Genomic DNA, 17,898 nt, shown 5'->3' with positions numbered 1-17,898 from the left:
TAGTGAAAGATATCATCACTAACAGTAATGAAAGTAAAATCAGTATAATAAGTGTAGACCATGTGTTGAAGCCTTTATTACACAACACTATTTTTAATTTTATTACTAAACTCGAGCAAAGATACATGATTAAGTGGATCATATTAGCGATTTTTGTGATATCAGCATTGTATATCCAGCATCGCGGCAAAGTGCGTCACTCGTTTTATCGTCAGTTTTTTGACCATTCAACCTTGCTCGCACCGATTAACTTTTTAATGTACATCTTTTCAAAGGTGCCGAATCAACCTTATATCGACACACAGCATTTTAAAGATTTAAAAGTGTTAGATGAAAATTGGGAAATGATTCGTGATGAAGCGAAGGCATTATATGACCAAGGTGGGATCAAAGCTTCAAGTACATATAACGACTTAGGTTTTAACTCATTCTTTAAAACCGGTTGGAAGCGTTTTTACCTCAAATGGTACGAATCGAGTCATCCGTCTGCTGCTGAGCTTTGTCCGAAAACCACAGCACTTCTTAAAACATTGCCGACAATTAAAGCAGCAATGTTTACCGAGCTTGCACCTGACAGCCGTTTGGTCAGACACCGTGACCCATATGCAGGTTCGCTGCGTTATCACTTGGGTTTAATTACCCCAAATGATGATCGTTGTTTTATTGATGTTGATGGTGAAAGATACTCTTGGCGAGATGGTCAAAGTGTCGTGTTTGATGAAACCTATATTCACTATGCTGAAAATAAGACTGATCAAAACCGTATTATTTTCTTTGCAGACGTTGAACGCCCAATGAAAGTAAAATGGATGGAACGTTTCAATCATTGGTTTGGTCGTAAAGTCATGACAGCGGCAAGTTCACCGAATGAAACAGGTGACCAAACAGGTGGTTTAAATAAAGCTTTTGGTTATGTTTACCAAATTCGCATTAAAGCCAAAGCACTAAAAGCTAAAAACCGTAAGTTGTATTACTTCTTAAAATGGTTGTTAATGCTTGGAATTTTCTTCCTGATTTTTGTTCGACCATATATATTTTAATTAAAGCGCCCGAAAGGGCGTTTTTTGTTTTAAGCTAAAATAGCCTGTTATAAGGAATAGATTATTCATAAAATCATTAGTCAATAAGTTTACCATTTTTGAAGACCTGAATAAGACTTCCTTGCCAACCATAGATGACAACACGATCTATCTCTGATTCAATCATTAAATATCCTTTTTCTATATCGCCTTCAATAATAATCTCTACTTCAGAATTTGATTCAATATTATATTCTTCTGCCCAAGGTTCGAGTATTAATTTGATTTTCTCGTTTTTCGAGTTTTTATAAATAAGCTTTTGTTTTAATCTCATAAATATATTTCTCTCGTTATAATTCCTTATATATCATTGTGATCTGTCTCTTTCTTTTATTTTGGTAAGGAATTCATCCTGTAGATCTCCATTTAAAATTACTGTCTTCTCATTTTCTGTATATGTCAGCGTAAAGTCACCAGGGATCTGATTTAAAGTCACAGGACCATCAATAATACCTAGAATTATACTTGTAGTATCAATAGTCGTCTGTTTAATGATTTTAAATAAGGTTTCCTTATCTTTTTGAGATAAAGATTGATAAAAAGTGAGAGCATCAAACCAGTAGGGATCTTCTTTAATTTTACTATCGATTAAAGTAGATAAGTAAATCTGTTTATAGGTATCGATATATTCGTCTGAAATAGTATTTATAAGTTCTTTAACAAATTCTTTAGTATTCATAGAAATTAACCTTTATCAAATTTTGTGATTCATTTCACAGTGCTGGCAATTTGTTACAACTATTAAAAACCAAAGAGCAATTTTGATTCTACAATGGCGCGGTTTTTTCGAAGACTGGTTAGCGGAAGTAGGTTTTAAAATGGCTCATGCTCATCACGCAGTTCATGCACATGTTCATCATATCGAAGAGAGAAAAGAAGAAAGCTCTCAAGATGATTTAAAAATGAAAGTGATGTTAAGACAAGCAGCTTCGTCGACTGAAAAACATAAAAAAACTGATGTAAAAAGTCATCAATCTGAAGATCAAAATATTAATTTGCATAAGTTCTCAAGTAAGCTTGAAAGTATATCTGCCAACCATAGTAAAGAGAAATGTGCTAAAAATATTCGCATTGCTTTACAAGCAGCAGGCGCCGATGTGTCTAAGCATCCGGTAGCAGCTTCAGACTGGGGGCATACGCTTGAGAAGAATGGTTATAAGAAAATTAAACCTGCTTTTAATCGTCCTCAAGAAGGCGATATTTATATTATTGAGCGAACAAGTGGCCACACATATGGTCATATTGCGGGATATACAGGGAATGGTTGGTTCTCAGATTTTCGCCAAAAAACCTATGCGGTCTATAAAGAAAAAGACGTTAAATATAGCTACTATCGTCTCGATTCTTAAGCGAGTACGACATGGTCTGACGGGCCATATCTAAATCTGTTTCCAAATTTGACTTCTGGCACAGTAAAGCACTTGAAAACTAGGGTTGAAAACATCACATTAGGTATTCAGTATTAAGCCATGTTTGCCGATAGTGAATCAAAACGCTCGTCCCCATATTGAAAAAATTTTAGCCCACATGACCCAACTTCCAGGCGTTTATAAAATGCTAGGGAAAGAGGGCGAATTGTTATATGTCGGTAAAGCGAAAAACCTAAAGAATCGGGTATCGAGTTATTTTGTTAAAACCATTGAGCATCCTAAAACTCAGGCCTTAGTTGCCAGAATTTATGATATTGAAACTTTAGTCACTCGTTCAGAAACTGAAGCATTACTTCTCGAGCAAAATTTAATTAAACAACATCGTCCGCCTTATAACATCATGCTGCGGGACGATAAGTCATATGTCTATATTTTTGTATCGGCAGATAAGCCGTATCCTCGGCTTGCTAGTGGTCGCGGCAAAGGGAAGCATCAAATTGGTAAGTTCTTTGGACCTTATCCAAGTGCCTATAGTGCCCGTGATACTTTACTCGTTCTACAAAAGCTTTTTAATGTACGTCAGTGTGAAAATAGCTATTTTGCACAGCGCAAGCGCCCGTGTTTGCAATATCAGATCAAGCGTTGTTCTGCACCTTGTGTAGGGCTGATTTCACCCGAAGATTATAAAGAAGACATTAATAATAGTATTCGCTTTTTGCAAGGTGATACGAAGGAGCTCAATCAAGAGCTTATTGCCAAAATGGAACAAGCGGCGGCTGAACTTGAATTTGAAAAAGCTGTTTTTTACCGTGACCGATTGTCTTTACTTCGTGAAGTCCAAGCTCAACAAGCTGTTTTTAAAGTCAAGGGTGAAGCAGATATTCTGGCGATTGCTTATCAGGCTGGCGTGACATGCGTGCAGATTATGTATGTACGCAATGGGCGAATGCTAGGTGGAAAAAGTTATTTCCCTGACATGCTAGGTGATGACCTTGGGCAAATGCTCAGTGACTTTATGGCTAACTTTTACTTTCAGGTCGCAGATGAAGTACCCAATGAACTCATTGTGAACATTGCATTGCCTGACCATAAAGAATTAGAAGAAGGGTTGGCACAGCAGTTTGGTAAAAAAGTTCAGATTAAGAGTAATGTTCGAGAAACTCGTGCCGAGTGGCTAGAGCTAGCCGAAATGAATGTCCAACATGCGATTAAGGGACAGTTGAGTAACCATTTAGAACTTAATGAACGTTTCCATCAGTTAGAGCAAGTAATTGGTAGACCCGTCGATCGTATCGAATGTTTTGATATTAGTCACACCATGGGCGAAGCTCCAATTGCGTCGTGCGTGGTGTTTGACCAAGGTGGTGCTCGTAAGCGTGACTATCGACAATTTGCCATTCAAGATATTACTGGTGGCGATGATTATGCTGCCATGCGCCAAGCCTTAACACGACGTTATAAAAAAGCCATATTGCCTGATTTGTTATTGATTGATGGTGGTAAAGGTCAGCTTCATATGGCGATGGATGTCATGCAAGAGCTTGGACTTGACGCTTTTATGGTGGGTGTATCAAAAGGTGAAGGGCGTAAACCGGGTCTTGAAACACTCCATTTTACAGATGGCACGAAAATCCAGTTACCAGAAGACCATAAAGCATTGCACTTGATTCAACAGGTGCGTGATGAAGCCCATCGCTTTGCAATTACTAAACACCGAGCTAAACGTGATAAACGCCGTAGTACATCGGTTTTAGAAGCAATTCCGGGACTGGGACCAAAGCGCCGTCGAGATTTATTAACTCATTTTGGTGGGATTCAAGGTGTTTTAAAAGCATCTGAAAAAGAGCTTACGCTTGTGCCCGGTTTTGGTGAAATGATGGCCAGAACCATTTATAAAATTCTGCATGAGTAAGCATCGTTTAAAAGGTGGAGTGACAAAATAACTCGCCAATTACTAGATGATTGACCATTCACATTCCAATCAAAATGAGGAAAGATCATCCTTAATACTACTTTCGTTTTAGGGAAAGGAATGTCTTTGCTGCAATTGTTTGAAGAAATAAAACAAAAGGAATGGATTGAAATACCCGAAGGGTGGTTGCAAGGACGGACAGTGTTTGGCGGTCTTGTTGCGGGATTACTGATGCAAAAAGCCTGCTGCAATATTCAAGATCCCAACAAAAGATTATTAAGTTGTAGTATCACTTTTGTTGGGCCTGTACAGCAGGGACCAGCTCGATTGACTATTGAAATTTTAAGGGAAGGGAAGTCAGTCACTACACTTGAAACCCGTTTATGGCAAGATGGTGCGGTACAAACCATTTTGGTTGCAAGCTTTGGTGTGCCTCGCACTTCGAATATTGAAGTACTTCAAGAACCGATGGTTCCAGTTTATCTGCCTCCAGAAGATTTACAACCTCTTCCTTTTGCCAGACAAATGCCAGAATGCTATCAACATTTTGATGTATGCTGGGCAGAAGGTCATCATCCTGTTACAGGAAGTCGGTATCCTGACTTTGGAGGATGGTCAAGGTTTTCTCCAGAGAAGCATGAAAATCGTCAAATGACATTGCCAGATTTAATTGTTTTGATGGATATTTGGCCACCTGGTGTATTGCCCATGTTTAAACAAGTTGCTCCCGCAAGTTCTTTAACTTGGCACATTACCTATGTCCATCCGTTTCGACATCAATTGTGTGACTGGTTTAAATATAAAGTGGTGACTGAATATGCCGGTGAAGGTTATTCCACAGAATATGCCCATCTTTGGGACCAAAATGATCATTTAATTGCAATTTTACGGCAAACTGTTACGGTATTTACCTAAGCAGTCCACTTCCTCGATTCACATATTTCGTATAAAGTGGCTGTTACAGATAGATACAATATTGAAGAATGTATTTTTGTCTGTTACAAGATGCATGAAGACTAAATTGGCGGTGTTTATGACCACAGGGCGAATCCTGAATATCCCAAATATCCTAACGTTGGCGCGTATAGCGCTTATCCCTGTATTTTTGGTGATTGTGTATTGGCCGCCTGCAATGGGGATTGGTGAGCAAGCAGGAAATATGAGTCGTCATATTATCTTGACGGGTATTTTTGTGTTGGCTGCTATTACCGATTGGTTTGATGGCTATTTGGCACGAACTTTAAACCAGACTTCAGCATTTGGCCGTTTTTTAGATCCAGTTGCAGATAAGCTCATGGTGGCTGCAGCACTGATTGTTTTAGTGCAGTGGAATCCAACCATTTCAATGGCTTTTGCGGCAATTGTCATTATTTCACGTGAAATTACAGTTTCTGCTTTACGTGAGTGGATGGCAGAACTTGGTGCAAGAACGAGTGTGGCTGTATCGACAGTAGGCAAATATAAAACAGCTTTTCAAATGATTGCTATTAGTGTGTTTTTACTCAATTGGCAGCCTTTAGAAATGTTGGCTTACGCGTTGTTATATACAGCGGTCATTTTGACTTTATGGTCAATGTTTATTTACCTAAAAGCAGCTTGGCCTTATTTAAAGCAACCTTAAGCTCAGATTGAATGATTAAGCCTTTCTATAATGAAAGGCTTTTTTATTTTCGAAAGTGCAAGAATCGGGTCGTCATCGGGCTTTAGCTACTTTAATGTAAGATATGAGTACTAAGGAGGTGACACATGCAAATGCTTTCTTCTCGGCAATTTGCTGTAATTGCCAATGTAATTGAATATTTATATGAACATCTAGACCAGCAACCCAGTCTGGACGATGTTGCGAGCCATATGAATTTAAGTTCAGGTTATATCCAACGTCAGTTTCAGGAATGGGTGGGTATTAGCCCGAAAAAATTTGTCCAATATATGAGTTTGCAGCAGGCTAAATATTATCTGCTACAAAAGCGAAGTTTATTAGAAACTGCTTTAAACACAGGTTTGTCGGGTACTGGTCGTTTACATGATCTGTTTATTCAGCTTGAAGGGATGACACCTGGTGAATATAAACAGCAAGGCGAAGGAGTCACACTTAATTATTCGGTTGAGAGAAGCCCTTTTGGTGAGTTGTTGGTGGTAAGTAGTGAAAAGGGTATATGTTCTATACGATTTATCGAAACTCACGAAAATATTGAAGACTTAATTAAGCAGTATTTTCCAAAAGCTCAATTGAAAAATCGGTCGCCGATTTGGCATCAACAAGTTGCAGAGTGGTTTGAACACGACTTTTCAGAACATTTACAGCAGAAACTTCCTCTTAATTTGGCTGGAACCCCATTCCAACTGCAAGTTTGGGAAGCCTTACTGACCATCCCTGAAGGTCAATTGCGGACTTATCAAGATATTGCAGAGCAAATTGGCAAACCTAAAGCAGTTCGAGCTGTTGCAACAGCAATTGGACAGAATCCGATTGCATATTTGATTCCTTGCCATCGAGTGATTCGCGCAACCGGAATGGTCGGAGAATATCATTGGCAAAAGGGGCGTAAATTGGCATTGTTAGCTTGGGAGATGTCAAAGCAACACGGAGAGACCGTATGACCTTGGATTTATTTTCTCCAGAGCCTTGTGAGAATTTATTACCCTACGATGGTGAAGTTCAGGACTATGGTTGTATTTTAAGCCCTGAAGAAGCTGAACAGTATTTTCACTATCTTTACCAACATCTCGCGTGGAAGCATGACGAAGCTAAGTTATATGGCAAGCATTTTATAACAGCCCGAAAAGTTGCATGGTATGGAGATGACTATTATCAATATAAATATTCGGGTGTCGCACGTGATTCTTTGCCTTGGGATCAAGCGCTTGCCAAACTAAAACAACAGGTAGAGCAAATACTTTCAGAAAAATTTAATTCTTGCTTGGCAAATCTTTATGAAGATGGAACTCAAGGAATGGCTTGGCATAGTGATTCGGATGTTTCCTTAGCAAAAACTACAACAATTGCATCTTTAAGCTTTGGAGCTACCCGTAAATTTTCTTTTAGGCATATTCAAAGTAAAGAGAAAGTTGAATTGTGGCTACAGCCAGGCCAACTCATCGTGATGCGTGGCGAGACTCAACAACATTGGCAACATCGTTTAAATCGCTCAACAAAGATTTTACAGCCGCGTATTAATCTTACTTTTCGGCAATTTCAGTTTTTATAAAAATTAGGCAAGAAAAAAGCCCATGATGGCAACATGAGCTTATTCCTCTGAGGGGGATGCTTCTATTGATGAGCTGCTGATGAAAAGAATCACCAATAGGAGCTAAAATCATAATATGAGAATATTGTGTGATATTCAATGTGTTAAAATGTAAGAAAAGGTTAAATTATCACAAAGTGGGGTTTTAGATTTCACCTTTTTCAGATAACTCCATAAAGCGTTGTTCAATAAGTGCTGCATTTTCTTGCAAAATTTCGATGAGCTTTTCAACATTTAAAAAATCAAAACGATTTTTAGAGGCGACTAAAGTTAAAGCTAAAGGCACTTCTTTGTTCGAAAAACGAACTGGAACGGCAAGGCCAGAAACATTCGGATCAATTTCACCTTGTGAAAAATAGAACCCTTGTTTTTTAATTTTTCGCATACGCTGAATAAAGCTTGGTTCATCTTCAGCAAAACCAGATTGCTTTAATTCTTGCTGATAACGGTGATAGTAGTCTTGCATCCGTTGTTTACTTAAATGTGAAACCATTGTTTTTGGAGATGATCCAACGTAAATCGGTCTTGGGCAGCCTCGACCGTACGAAAGTAATTCGGTGTCTTTGAATATTTCATGATGAATGTCGATGCAATAGTCATCATTTAAATAAGTGAGCAAGCAGCACAGTTCAGTACGCTCGACAATATTCCGCATAAACGGTGTACTGATTTGAACCAAAGGGTCTGTTGTGCGAGATATATAGTCAAGAACTGCAATTTTTGAGCCTAAGGTATAATCGCCAGAGGTTCCATTAATGCGTTTTAATAGATCGGTAGACACCAGTTCTTTGAGATAACGGTAGCTGGTTGGTTTAGACAAGCCAAGTTCTTCGCAAATAATATCGACATTAATTATTGGACGCGAAACTGAAAATAGGTCCAATACGGTTAAAATTTTGCCAAAACTTGAAATTGCCATAGTGTCTTGTTCGTATCCTTTAACAATGAATCATCTTTGAGTTTTTATAACAGAAAAAAAGAAAATTTGTCTCAATTCTAAAATAAATGCCTGATTTGAGTATTTTACTCTGACAAAGAGAAAACTTCTCTTGGCTAATACATCATATACGATAATCAAAAAATATATCAAATTATCAAATAGAGATATTTTAGTTGACTAAATTGCTTTATTTTGAAAAAATTGACAAACAAAATATCTAATTGAGAAATTGGTCGATTCTAGGCGAATTTCTTGATACCTCTTCTTTCCAAAGTTTGGCCGTTTAAATAACGCTCAAATTGAAATCATCTGGGCCAATCAGGCAGGATGTGGAAAAAATCATTGTATTGAAGGATGCTCCTCATCTCATTTGCTTTTAGGCAAATGTCAAAGTTTTGTTGTCTCTAGAAAGACAATTTAATAGTGAAGGGCATGCTCATCAGTTCAAATCTGTATTTGAGATGAGTTCATGTTATTAAAGCAAATACTGGCGTTTCGCCCGAGTAAGCTTGATCTGATCTTTGCCTTAAAAACATTTATTGCCGGAATGCTGGCGTTATTTGTTTCATTTGAATTAGATCTGATTAACCCGATGTGGTCGATTGGTACAGTCCTGATTATTGCCAACCCTTATTCAGGAATGGTGTCTTCTAAGTGTGTCTACCGTGTTATAGGCACGATGGGTGGGGCAGTGGTTGCCTTAACGCTAACGCCACATCTCATTAATACACCTTGGTTGTTTACCGTGGTGTTGTCATTGTGGGTGGGTTTTGCGCTTTATGTGTCTTTACTTGACCGGACTCCACGCAGTTATGCTTTTATGCTGGCAGGTTACTCGACAGCCATGATCGTCTTCAATTCGATTACCTATATTGATCAATACAATATTTTTGATATTGCTTTAGCTCGGGTCATTGAGATTTCGATTGGGGTAATTTCAAGCGCTGTGGTTTCTGCCACTATTCTTCCAATGCACATTGGTTCTGCCATTAAACAGCGCGTCATCAAAACGCTTAAAGATACAGAAAATCTATTTGCTAATTTATTAACGGCGGACCCTCAGCAGAATAATACTCAGCTTTTAGCGACCATTACTCGTGACACCACAGATATTCATGCTTTGGCAGTACATTTGAGTTATGAGAAGGGTGAGCTGCATGGCATGACTAAACCCTTGCAGGAAATGCTGCATCAAATCTCAATGGTAGTTGCTAATCTGGTCGCTTTATCTGAGCGTATTAAACAGCTTCAAGAACTTCGGTTTATCGAAACGCATTCAGAAAAACTACAACAGCTCTCAGCGCATGTTGTACATTTTCTGGAGCAAAAAGATTTAATTATTGATGAAAATATTTTGCAGTTACCAGATGAGTTTGAAAGTGATTTCTTGAGTTTGATGGAATCGGCTTCGACACATCAGCAAGTTTTGGTCGCAGCTATGAAAATGGATGTACGTCATTTCATTAGCAATGTTTTAGCGGTTAAAGTCTTGTGGCAACGAATTCAGCAAGGGAATAAAGAAATCCCTGACAACATTACGCCAATGACCACCAAATATCCAAGTTTACACCGTGACCATGGTGTGGCTATCCGAGGTGGTATTAGTGCAGTCCTTATTACATTTATTGTGACTGGGGTATGGATTATTTCGGGTTGGAAAGCTGGATTTATGATGGCGCAAATGGGCGCAGTAACAGCCTGTATTCTAACAGCCTTAGATAACCCCGTTCCGGTTTTGCGTATTTTTATCTGGGGTAGTATTGCTTCAGCAGTTTTAGTTTTCGTTTATGCATTTGGTATTTTCCCTCATGTCACTACATTCTGGGAACTTGGACTGGTTTTATTACCTATGTTCCTGTTTGCTGTGTCTATGATGGCCAACCAAATGCTTATGCCAGTAGGCATGGTTTTGGGTATTAATACCATGATGGGCCTAAATCTACATAATGCTTATAGCATGGACGCGGTATCTTATCTTGATGGTTCTTTTGCCATGATCTTAGGTGTCTTGGTGTCTTTGGTTGTCATCGACGTTGTTCGTGCGATGTCTCCAGACACCAGTGCCAGCCGTATTCTGGCTTTGCATTATCGTGCAATGAGACAGGCAATCTATTTGCCTTATGGCCTTGATTTTAAAGTTCATCTACGCAGCATGCTGGACCGAATCGGAATTCTTAATAGTAAAGTAGTGCAATCTAATGAGATTAAAACCTCAATTCATCAAGCATTGATTGAGTCGAGTAGTATTGTCGATTTAAGTAGATTACAAGAACTGGCAAATCAGTCTCCTCAGAATTCGGAACTGGCTCATCACATCGGAAATTTGCAACAAAATCTAGATGAACTGTTCAGAGCTAAAGAAAATGATGTAGATAATACGGTGGCTTTGGTTGAGCAAATCCATCGCGCTTTATTTGAATTAAAACAGCTTGCTTCAAATATTGAAGATATGACGATGCGACAAAGATTACTCATTTCACTTAACAATATTGCTTATAGCATGTGTCATGTTTCATCAGATCAAATGAATGAAAACAGCACATTGAGAGGAGCCACAGCAAATGGGTGAGTTTAACGTTTATGGTATTTACGTGCCTTCTTTGCTCGTTCAAGCCCTCTTGGCATATATATGTTTTCGTGGGTTAAGTCTTTTGACCAACAAGTGGATTGCACAAGGCTGGATTGCATTACCTAGTATTTTCAATTTGTGCTTTTACCTTTTATTGCTTTTGGTCATACACCAAATTTTTGTTGGGGTGGGTGCATAGAGATGATTGCGAAATTAAAGATTGAGTTAGGTGAGTGAAATGAATCAGGTGGATTTGAAAAAGGTCATCCGTCCAGTAATTTTGATTGTCGCATTGATGGTTGCTGTCTATACCATTGTGCATTTGTGGAACTACTATAATGCGGCGCCGTGGACACGCGATGGCCGAGTGCGTGGTGACGTTATTCAAGTATCTTCGGATGTCGCTGGCCTTGTTACAGAAGTATTGGTTCAAGATAACCAGAGTGTGAAAAAAGGTCAGATACTCTTTAAAATTGACGTTTCTCGCCGTGCTTTAGACGTTGAGCAGGCAAAATCGGATTTAGCAAAAGCAAATGCAGCCTTTGCTCAAGCGCAGGCGGGTTTGGCACAAGCAAAAGCGAACTTGATTAAATCGGCCAGTAATATCAAATTGGCCGAGAAAAATGCTGGTCGTTATTCGAACTTAATGGATGGAGCTATCTCTAAACAAGAACAAGACCAAGTATTTGCAACACGTGATCAATCCCATGCAGAGCATGAGCAATTGCAAGCAGCAATTCAGCAGGCTGAAGCAACGGTTAAACAACAACAGGCTCTCATTGAGGTTGCAACAAGCAATGTACATTTGGCCGAGCTTAATATGCACCGTGCCGCAGTCATTGCTCCCGCTGATGGTACTTTATCTAACTTTGATATGCGTCCAGGTAACTATGTTCAAGTCGGACAGGCTGTTGCAGCATTGCTTGATCGTAAACAGCTCTATGTAGTGGGTTACTTTGAAGAGACCAAGTTAAATCGTATTCATGTAGGCGATCAGGCTACTGTGCAATTAATGGGTGATAACCAGAAAATTAAAGGTCATGTACAAGGTATTGCATCGGGTATTGAAGATCGGGAGCGTTCAAGCAGCTCTAAGCTTCTTGCTAATGTAAATCCAACTTTTAGTTGGGTTCGTTTAGCACAGCGTGTACCTGTGAAGATTGTGTTAGATGAAACACCGAAGAATGAACTTGCTTTTGTCTCTGGACGAACTGCGACTGTGCATATCGTTGAAAAATAAAATCGAAATGATTTAATTAAAAAAGCATGTAGTTTTAATTATATGCTTTTTTGTTTTATGGTGTTAATCCAACTGGATTTCGATACCAACTCTGAATGAGTAGTGCAGCAGCAAAACTATCTGCCGAGAGCTTTTTTGCTCGACCTTGTTCTTGGTAAAAACCTAGCTCTTCTCGTGCTTCACGTGTAGTTAAACGCTCATCTACCATTAACGTTTCTATGTTGGTTTGATGACGTAAACGTCTCGCAAATTTGCGGGCACGTGTAGAGAGCTCAGACTCGCTATCATCCATATTTAACGGCAGCCCAACCAAAAATAAATCGGGTTGCCATTCTTTCACAATTTTTAAGAGCTGATCCCAGTTTGGAATACCATCTTTCATGACAAATAGAGGGAGAGGATTGGCACTTTCAATTGAAGACTGGCCAATCGCCATTCCCATTTTTTGAGTACCAAAGTCAAAAGCCATAATCGATTTTGATTGTGTCTCGGTCATTAAGCGTGTCCGATTTCAGATGCAAGCCACGCACGATCTACACCAATTTTTTTATAAGCTGCATCCCAACGATCGTCATAAGGCAGGTTAAAAATTAGATCCATATCAGCGTCACAAATGAGCCAGTCACCGCGTGTAATTTCGTCTTCTAACTGATTTTTGCTCCAGCTCGCATAGCCGAGAGCGATCTGATATCGACCTACACCTTCATTATGAGCAATCGCATCAAGAATATCTTTACTGGTGGTAATACAAACATTTTCACCTACAGCAATAGATGAATGCCATGTTGGTTGTCCAGTATGAAGAACAAATCCAGCTTCGGGACGTAAAGGGCCACCTTGTAAAACCGCATGTGGATTTACATTGTCTGCTTCAATGTCGAGGTCATGGAGTAATTCTTTAATTTGAATACCAGAAGGACGATTAATAATAATGCCTTGAGCACCTTCTTCATCATGACGGGCAAGATAAATTACAGTGTTTGCGAAAAAGTCATCTGCCATTTCTGGCGGGGCAATCAGACAACGGTGAGTCAGATATTGTTTGGTCACCTAAGCGGTTCTCCCTCAAAAAATGTCACTAGAGGGCCTCTCGACCCTTTTATCTATATAGGTTCTTTTTATCAACATACAAGAGTTAATCGGATTTCGCCAATCTTTTTCTCTCATTTTCTTTATTAATTTGAAGAAGCCTGAAATTTAAGTTGACGTAATTGTTTTGCGTGCTGCAAGGTTGTTTCATTAATTTCAACACCGCCTGACATGCGAGCTAACTCAGAAATGATTTGATTTTCATCAAGTTCTACAATTGTACTGCTGGCTGGGTCAGTTTGTTGTTTTTTCACTAATAAATGCTGATCAGACTGTGCAGCAACTTGTGCTTGGTGAGTAATACATAAGAGTTGGACATGTTGTGCCAGGTCAGCAAGTAAACGGCCTACAACTTCTGCGGTGCCGCCACTAATCCCGACATCAATTTCATCAAACACCAGAACTTCGGATTCAGTTTTTTCAGCATTCATGACTTGCATGACGAGTGCAATACGAGAAAGCTCACCACCTGAGGCCACTCGTGCCAATGGTTGTGGAGGGATACCTTTGTTGGCAGTAAATAAAAGTTGAATAAAGCTTAAACCTTCTGCACCCGGTTGTTCTAATGGTTCAAACTTAAATTCGAAGTGTGCCTCTGGTAACGCTAAAGGTTTCACTTGTTCAGTTAATTGTTTAGCAAGCGGAGAGGCAGCTTCACGACGAATATTGTCTAAATGCTGAGCTTTTTCTAAAAACTCCTCATGTGATTTTTCAACTTGCTCTGCCAGTGTTTCTGGGTCTTCAAGTTGATGCAATTGCTCAAGCTCACGTTGCCAACCTTCATATTCTTCTTTAAGTGTTTCCGGTTGAGTTCGGTATTTGCGTGCCAGACGATGAAAAACCTCAAGTTTAGAATTGAGTTCTTCCATTCGCTCGGGATCAAAACTTTGACGATCAATAAATTGACGCAAGTTTGCCGTTGCATCATCGATTTCACTTTGAGCATTCAGTAAAGAATTATAAATCTCGGAAAGTTGTTCGCTGCGTCCCGCGTGAGACTCTAATCTGCGAATAATCGAAGATATTTCTTGAGTAATATTCTGCTCAGCTTCATCTAAAACATTTAAGCTAAAGCTACAGTCTTGCATGATATGTTCATGATGACTAAGTCGATCAAATTCTTGTTCAATTTCTTTATAGTCGGTCTGAATGACCTCTTCGAGTTCTTCAATTTGATGCTCTAAAGTACCAATTCGTTGTAGGCGAGTTGCTTGTGCATCTAGGGCTGCTTGGTGCAAACGAATAGTGCGTTGCCATGAGCTATAGGCTTCACGTACATCATTCGCTTCAACATAAAAATTGTTATATCGGTCTAGCCAATGCTTTGGATAAGGTGGTTCAAGAAGCTGCTGCTGGCTGTGCTGACTATACAATTGAACAAGCAAACGCCCTAATTCTTTGAGTTCAGATAGACTGCTCGGTCGGCCATTCACCCATGCTTTACTACGTCCGGTTGCAAAAATAACACGACGTAAATGAATTTCCCCAGAATCATCATCTAGTTCGTGGTCTTGGAGCCATTTTGCTTCAGGACTATTATTTTGATAGGTAAAAACAGCGGTAATATCTGCTTTGTCCGAACCATAACGGACATAATTTGTATCTGTACGATCCCCTAGACAAGCAGAAAGTGCATCCAGTAATAATGATTTTCCGGCACCTGTTTCGCCTGTTAGAACATTAAATCCCTGTTCTATATCAATAGCTAAATGATCAGCTAATGCAAAATTAATTAAAGTTAAATGTGTGAGCATAAACGCATCCAACGCGCCAAATTATGGGTTAAAGATAGAGAAGTTTTGAATTTGCTACAAGTGATCTATTATTCTAACTGAAATTATAGAACAGCAAGATTGCGGATATTTACAATGAAAAAAACATTAAGCTTACCGAAAGCACCCATAGGGATGGTCAATCGTCATAAAAAAAGCAATCCTGCGGAAATGAATAAAATTTTAAGTCAACATTTTAATGCATTTAAACAAGCGGCAGCGCAAGGCAATTATGCCAAAGCTTATCAACATGTTAAACAAGCTGTTAGTTTAGTTCCTAAGCATTCAGGAGCTTTATCAGACTTGGCTTATACCGAACTACGCCTAGGTCGTTATACCGATGCCTATCAACACTATTTACAAGCGATTCAGGTAAGTGGAACTAACGTAAATACGAACTTATATGACGGGCTCACAGAAGTTTGCCATCATTTAAATAAAAAAGAAGAAACAATCAAATTTGGACGCTTGGCAATTACAACAAAAAAAGAACTTGTTAAGAGTGAACCTGTTTTACCGATTCCAAATCATGCACCCCCTGAGTTTAGTTTAAATCCTCAAGAAAATATTATTGCTTTCTCTTTGTTTGGAGCCAACCCGCGTTATTGTGAAACCTCTATTTTAAATACTCAGCTAGCTAAACAGATTTATCCAGAATGGACGTGTCGATTTTATGTCGATGATACTGTACCAGTACTTGTACAAAAGCGCTTAAAAGAGAAGGGCGCGCAAGTGGTACAGGTGACGGACTCTCAAAAGCAGTTATCAGGGTTGTTCTGGCGTTTTTTTGTGATGGATGATCCAACAGTTAAGCGTTTTTTGATACGTGATGCCGACTCTATTGTGTCGTACCGTGAAAAGGTGGCTGTAGATGCATGGCTCAAGAGTGATAAATGGTTTCATTTAATGCGAGATAATTATTCTCATACTGAGTTAATTTTGGCTGGAATGTGGGGTGGAAGTATAGGGATTTTTCATAATATTGAAGCACATATCAGAGATTATGTTGCCACCGGACGTTATCTGGATAATCGGGTGATGGATCAGCATTATTTACGCTACTGTATTTGGCCGACTTTAAAACAGAGTGTGCTTATACACGATAGCCAGCAATTCGATTCAGATGCTAGCGATTTTCCAGCTTATGATCTGGCGTTAATGCAAAACGACAGTGAAAATTTTCATGTAGGAATGAATGACGGTTTACCTATAGTGACCACAGCAGTCGCCCATCCAACAGCACAAAGAGTGAGTTGGGTACTTCTAGATGAAAACCAGGTCGAAGTTTGCAGATACGATGCAATTGTGTCGAGTAGTCGAAATATTGAGATTAACTTACCTCATGCTTTTGCCAAAAAAATTCAGGCACAGCAGTGGAAATTACAAGTCTATCCGTATGAAAACTGATTGATTAGTTATTTAGGCACAATTAAACTACATTCATCATAATTTATATAAATATGGCATTATCTGGAGAATGTGCATGAGTACAAACCAATTTGATCATGTAACGGTCATCAAAAAATCAAACGTTTATTTTGGTGGAGCATGTATCAGCCATACCGTGCAATTTGAAGATGGAACGAAAAAAACACTAGGTGTTATTTTGCCGACTGAGCAACCTTTAACTTTTGAAACGCATGTTCCTGAGCGTATGGAAATTATTTCAGGTGAATGTCGCGTAACAATTGCAGATAGCAATGAAAGTGAGTTGTTCCGTGCGGGCCAATCATTTTACGTGCCAGGCAACAGTCTTTTTAAAATCGAAACTGATGAAGTACTCGATTATGTGTGCCATTTAGAAGGCTAAGAAATTCCTGCCCAAATCGGGTACACTATGCCCAAAGAAATCCTGTGAAGTTGGCTTTGCAGGATTTTTATTTTTTTGCTCAAACGTTGTTAGAGGTCATGCATGGCAAAACAGGAATATTATTATGGCGTTCATTCAGTGGAGTCATTGCTAGAACTTGAGCCAGAGCGTGTGCTAACCCTGTTTACTTTAAAAGGTCGGGATGATCAGCGTTTGCAAAAGATTTTGCAATTGGCAGAGCCTTTTGGAATCAGTGTACAAAAAGCAAGCCGCGATAGTCTTGAAAAACTTGCAGGTTTACCATTTCATCAAGGCGTGGTAGCCGCAGTGCGCCCACATCCTGTCTTGAATGAGCAAGATCTTGATCAAATCTTAAGTGAAACTCCAGATGCCTTGTTGTTGGCATTAGATCAGGTGACAGACCCACATAATCTAGGGGCTTGTATCCGTACTGCCGCTGCGATGGGTGTCCAAGCAGTTATTGTTCCTCGTGATCGTGCGGCAAGTTTAACGCCAACTGCTCGTAAAGTTGCAGCGGGTGGAGCCGAGAAAGTTAAATTCATTCAAGTCACAAATTTAGCTCGTACATTAGCTCATCTCAAAGAAACAACGCATGTGCGCGTGATTGGTACCATGCTTGATGAAAGCGCATTACCACTGCAAAAATGCGATTTTTCTGGTCCAGTTGTGATTGTGATGGGAGCCGAAGATACTGGTTTGCGTCCTATTACACAGGCGCAGTGTGATCATAAAGTTTATATTCCGATGTCAGGAAATCTGCAAAGCCTAAATGTCAGTGTAGCGACGGGTATGGCACTTTATGAAGCTTGCCGCCAGCGTTCTGAGGTATAATTTAGCTGCCTTTCTAG

The 17,898-nt window shown here is 39.4% G+C and carries 19 protein-coding genes and 1 pseudogene; 14 read left to right on the top strand and 6 right to left on the bottom strand.

The genetic code is table 11. The annotated features are described in order from the left end of the window. Positions 1 to 125 precede the first annotated feature (125 nt). On the top strand, positions 126 to 1,040 hold the full coding sequence (gene lpxO / locus MMY79_RS17800) for a lipid A hydroxylase LpxO (RefSeq protein ID WP_004795061.1): 915 nt from the start codon (positions 126 to 128) through the stop codon (positions 1,038 to 1,040). 76 nt (positions 1,041 to 1,116) lie between these two features. Here lpxO and MMY79_RS17795 read toward each other — a convergent pair whose 3' ends face one another. Next, positions 1,117 to 1,353 carry a hypothetical protein gene (locus tag MMY79_RS17795; protein WP_252610655.1) on the bottom strand — a complete coding sequence of 79 codons (237 nt, stop codon included), beginning with the start codon at positions 1,351 to 1,353 and terminating at the stop codon, positions 1,117 to 1,119. Positions 1,354 to 1,386: 33 nt separating this feature from the next. Next, complete coding sequence (locus MMY79_RS17790) at positions 1,387 to 1,758, bottom strand: transposase (RefSeq protein WP_252610653.1); 372 nt, start codon at positions 1,756 to 1,758, stop codon at positions 1,387 to 1,389. A gap of 139 nt (positions 1,759 to 1,897) precedes the next feature. Here MMY79_RS17790 and MMY79_RS17785 point away from each other — a divergent pair, with 139 nt between their 5' ends. The 6 genes from MMY79_RS17785 (at position 1,898) to MMY79_RS17755 (ending at position 7,570) form a co-directional block, all read left to right on the top strand. Beyond that, complete coding sequence (locus MMY79_RS17785) at positions 1,898 to 2,428, top strand: peptidoglycan hydrolase (protein WP_034590871.1); 531 nt, start codon at positions 1,898 to 1,900, stop codon at positions 2,426 to 2,428. Between the two features lie 133 nt (positions 2,429 to 2,561). Further along, positions 2,562 to 4,361 carry an excinuclease ABC subunit UvrC gene (uvrC, locus tag MMY79_RS17780; RefSeq protein WP_252610651.1) on the top strand — a complete coding sequence of 600 codons (1,800 nt, stop codon included), beginning with the start codon at positions 2,562 to 2,564 and terminating at the stop codon, positions 4,359 to 4,361. Between the two features lie 120 nt (positions 4,362 to 4,481). Continuing rightward, positions 4,482 to 5,276, top strand: a complete 795-nt coding sequence (locus tag MMY79_RS17775) for a thioesterase family protein (protein WP_252610649.1) — start codon at positions 4,482 to 4,484, stop codon at positions 5,274 to 5,276. A gap of 118 nt (positions 5,277 to 5,394) precedes the next feature. Then, a complete protein-coding gene (gene pgsA / locus MMY79_RS17770; protein ID WP_016139453.1) occupies positions 5,395 to 5,982 on the top strand; it encodes a CDP-diacylglycerol--glycerol-3-phosphate 3-phosphatidyltransferase in 588 nt (195 codons plus the stop codon). A gap of 125 nt (positions 5,983 to 6,107) precedes the next feature. Then, positions 6,108 to 6,962 (top strand): methylated-DNA--[protein]-cysteine S-methyltransferase, encoded by an 855-nt coding sequence (locus tag MMY79_RS17760; protein WP_354669034.1) that lies wholly within the window; start codon positions 6,108 to 6,110, stop codon positions 6,960 to 6,962. Beyond that, complete coding sequence (locus tag MMY79_RS17755) at positions 6,959 to 7,570, top strand: alpha-ketoglutarate-dependent dioxygenase AlkB (protein WP_252610647.1); 612 nt, start codon at positions 6,959 to 6,961, stop codon at positions 7,568 to 7,570. The genes MMY79_RS17760 and MMY79_RS17755 overlap by 4 nt, the downstream gene beginning before the upstream one ends. A gap of 184 nt (positions 7,571 to 7,754) precedes the next feature. On the opposite strand, the gene MMY79_RS17750 is transcribed toward MMY79_RS17755, so the two are convergent. After that, on the bottom strand, positions 7,755 to 8,528 hold the full coding sequence (locus MMY79_RS17750; RefSeq protein WP_252610645.1) for an IclR family transcriptional regulator C-terminal domain-containing protein: 774 nt from the start codon (positions 8,526 to 8,528) through the stop codon (positions 7,755 to 7,757). A 368-nt stretch (positions 8,529 to 8,896) separates the two neighbouring features. On the opposite strand from MMY79_RS17750, the pseudogene MMY79_RS17745 reads away from it, so the two are divergent. From MMY79_RS17745 to MMY79_RS17730, 4 genes and pseudogenes are all read left to right on the top strand, one after another. Continuing rightward, a pseudogene (locus tag MMY79_RS17745) lies at positions 8,897 to 9,028 on the top strand (hypothetical protein). After that, the gene (locus MMY79_RS17740) at positions 9,019 to 11,118 is read left to right on the top strand and encodes an FUSC family protein (RefSeq protein ID WP_252610644.1); all 2,100 of its coding nucleotides are present in this window, start codon (positions 9,019 to 9,021) and stop codon (positions 11,116 to 11,118) included. Before MMY79_RS17745 ends, MMY79_RS17740 begins: the two are co-directional and overlap by 10 nt. Beyond that, entirely contained in the window at positions 11,111 to 11,317 is a 207-nt protein-coding gene (locus MMY79_RS17735; RefSeq protein WP_252610642.1) for a DUF1656 domain-containing protein, read from the top strand. Before MMY79_RS17740 ends, MMY79_RS17735 begins: the two co-directional genes overlap by 8 nt. A 39-nt stretch (positions 11,318 to 11,356) precedes the next feature. Then, positions 11,357 to 12,358, top strand: a complete 1,002-nt coding sequence (locus MMY79_RS17730) for an HlyD family secretion protein (RefSeq protein WP_252610640.1) — start codon at positions 11,357 to 11,359, stop codon at positions 12,356 to 12,358. 55 nt (positions 12,359 to 12,413) lie between these two features. On the opposite strand, the gene ruvX is transcribed toward MMY79_RS17730, so the two are convergent. From ruvX to recN, 3 genes are all read right to left on the bottom strand, one after another. Continuing rightward, a complete protein-coding gene (gene ruvX, locus MMY79_RS17725; protein ID WP_002115066.1) occupies positions 12,414 to 12,854 on the bottom strand; it encodes a Holliday junction resolvase RuvX in 441 nt (146 codons plus the stop codon). Next, positions 12,854 to 13,408: a YqgE/AlgH family protein gene (locus MMY79_RS17720; protein ID WP_016139447.1), complete on the bottom strand. Its 555-nt coding sequence runs from the start codon at positions 13,406 to 13,408 to the stop codon at positions 12,854 to 12,856. Before MMY79_RS17720 ends, ruvX begins: the two co-directional genes overlap by 1 nt. Before the next feature lie 125 nt (positions 13,409 to 13,533). Further along, on the bottom strand, positions 13,534 to 15,201 hold the full coding sequence (gene recN, locus MMY79_RS17715) for a DNA repair protein RecN (protein WP_252610638.1): 1,668 nt from the start codon (positions 15,199 to 15,201) through the stop codon (positions 13,534 to 13,536). Positions 15,202 to 15,315: 114 nt separating this feature from the next. Between recN and MMY79_RS17710 the strand changes: the two genes are divergently transcribed. The 3 genes from MMY79_RS17710 to rlmB all read left to right on the top strand — a co-directional run bounded on the left by MMY79_RS17710 (position 15,316) and on the right by rlmB (position 17,881). Further along, positions 15,316 to 16,626, top strand: a complete 1,311-nt coding sequence (locus MMY79_RS17710) for a tetratricopeptide repeat protein (RefSeq protein WP_252610636.1) — start codon at positions 15,316 to 15,318, stop codon at positions 16,624 to 16,626. A 76-nt stretch (positions 16,627 to 16,702) separates the two neighbouring features. Further along, the gene (locus MMY79_RS17705) at positions 16,703 to 17,029 is read left to right on the top strand and encodes a pyrimidine/purine nucleoside phosphorylase (RefSeq protein ID WP_252610634.1); all 327 of its coding nucleotides are present in this window, start codon (positions 16,703 to 16,705) and stop codon (positions 17,027 to 17,029) included. 102 nt (positions 17,030 to 17,131) lie between these two features. Further along, positions 17,132 to 17,881 carry a 23S rRNA (guanosine(2251)-2'-O)-methyltransferase RlmB gene (gene rlmB / locus MMY79_RS17700; protein WP_005037200.1) on the top strand — a complete coding sequence of 250 codons (750 nt, stop codon included), beginning with the start codon at positions 17,132 to 17,134 and terminating at the stop codon, positions 17,879 to 17,881. The last annotated feature ends 17 nt before the right edge of the window (positions 17,882 to 17,898 follow it).

It is taken from the genome of Acinetobacter sp. XS-4, assembly GCF_023920705.1.
In the GTDB taxonomy this organism is placed as follows: domain Bacteria; phylum Pseudomonadota; class Gammaproteobacteria; order Pseudomonadales; family Moraxellaceae; genus Acinetobacter.
The sequence above is the reverse complement of the archived record's forward strand: the minus strand, read 5'-3'. Positions and strand labels throughout refer to the sequence as shown.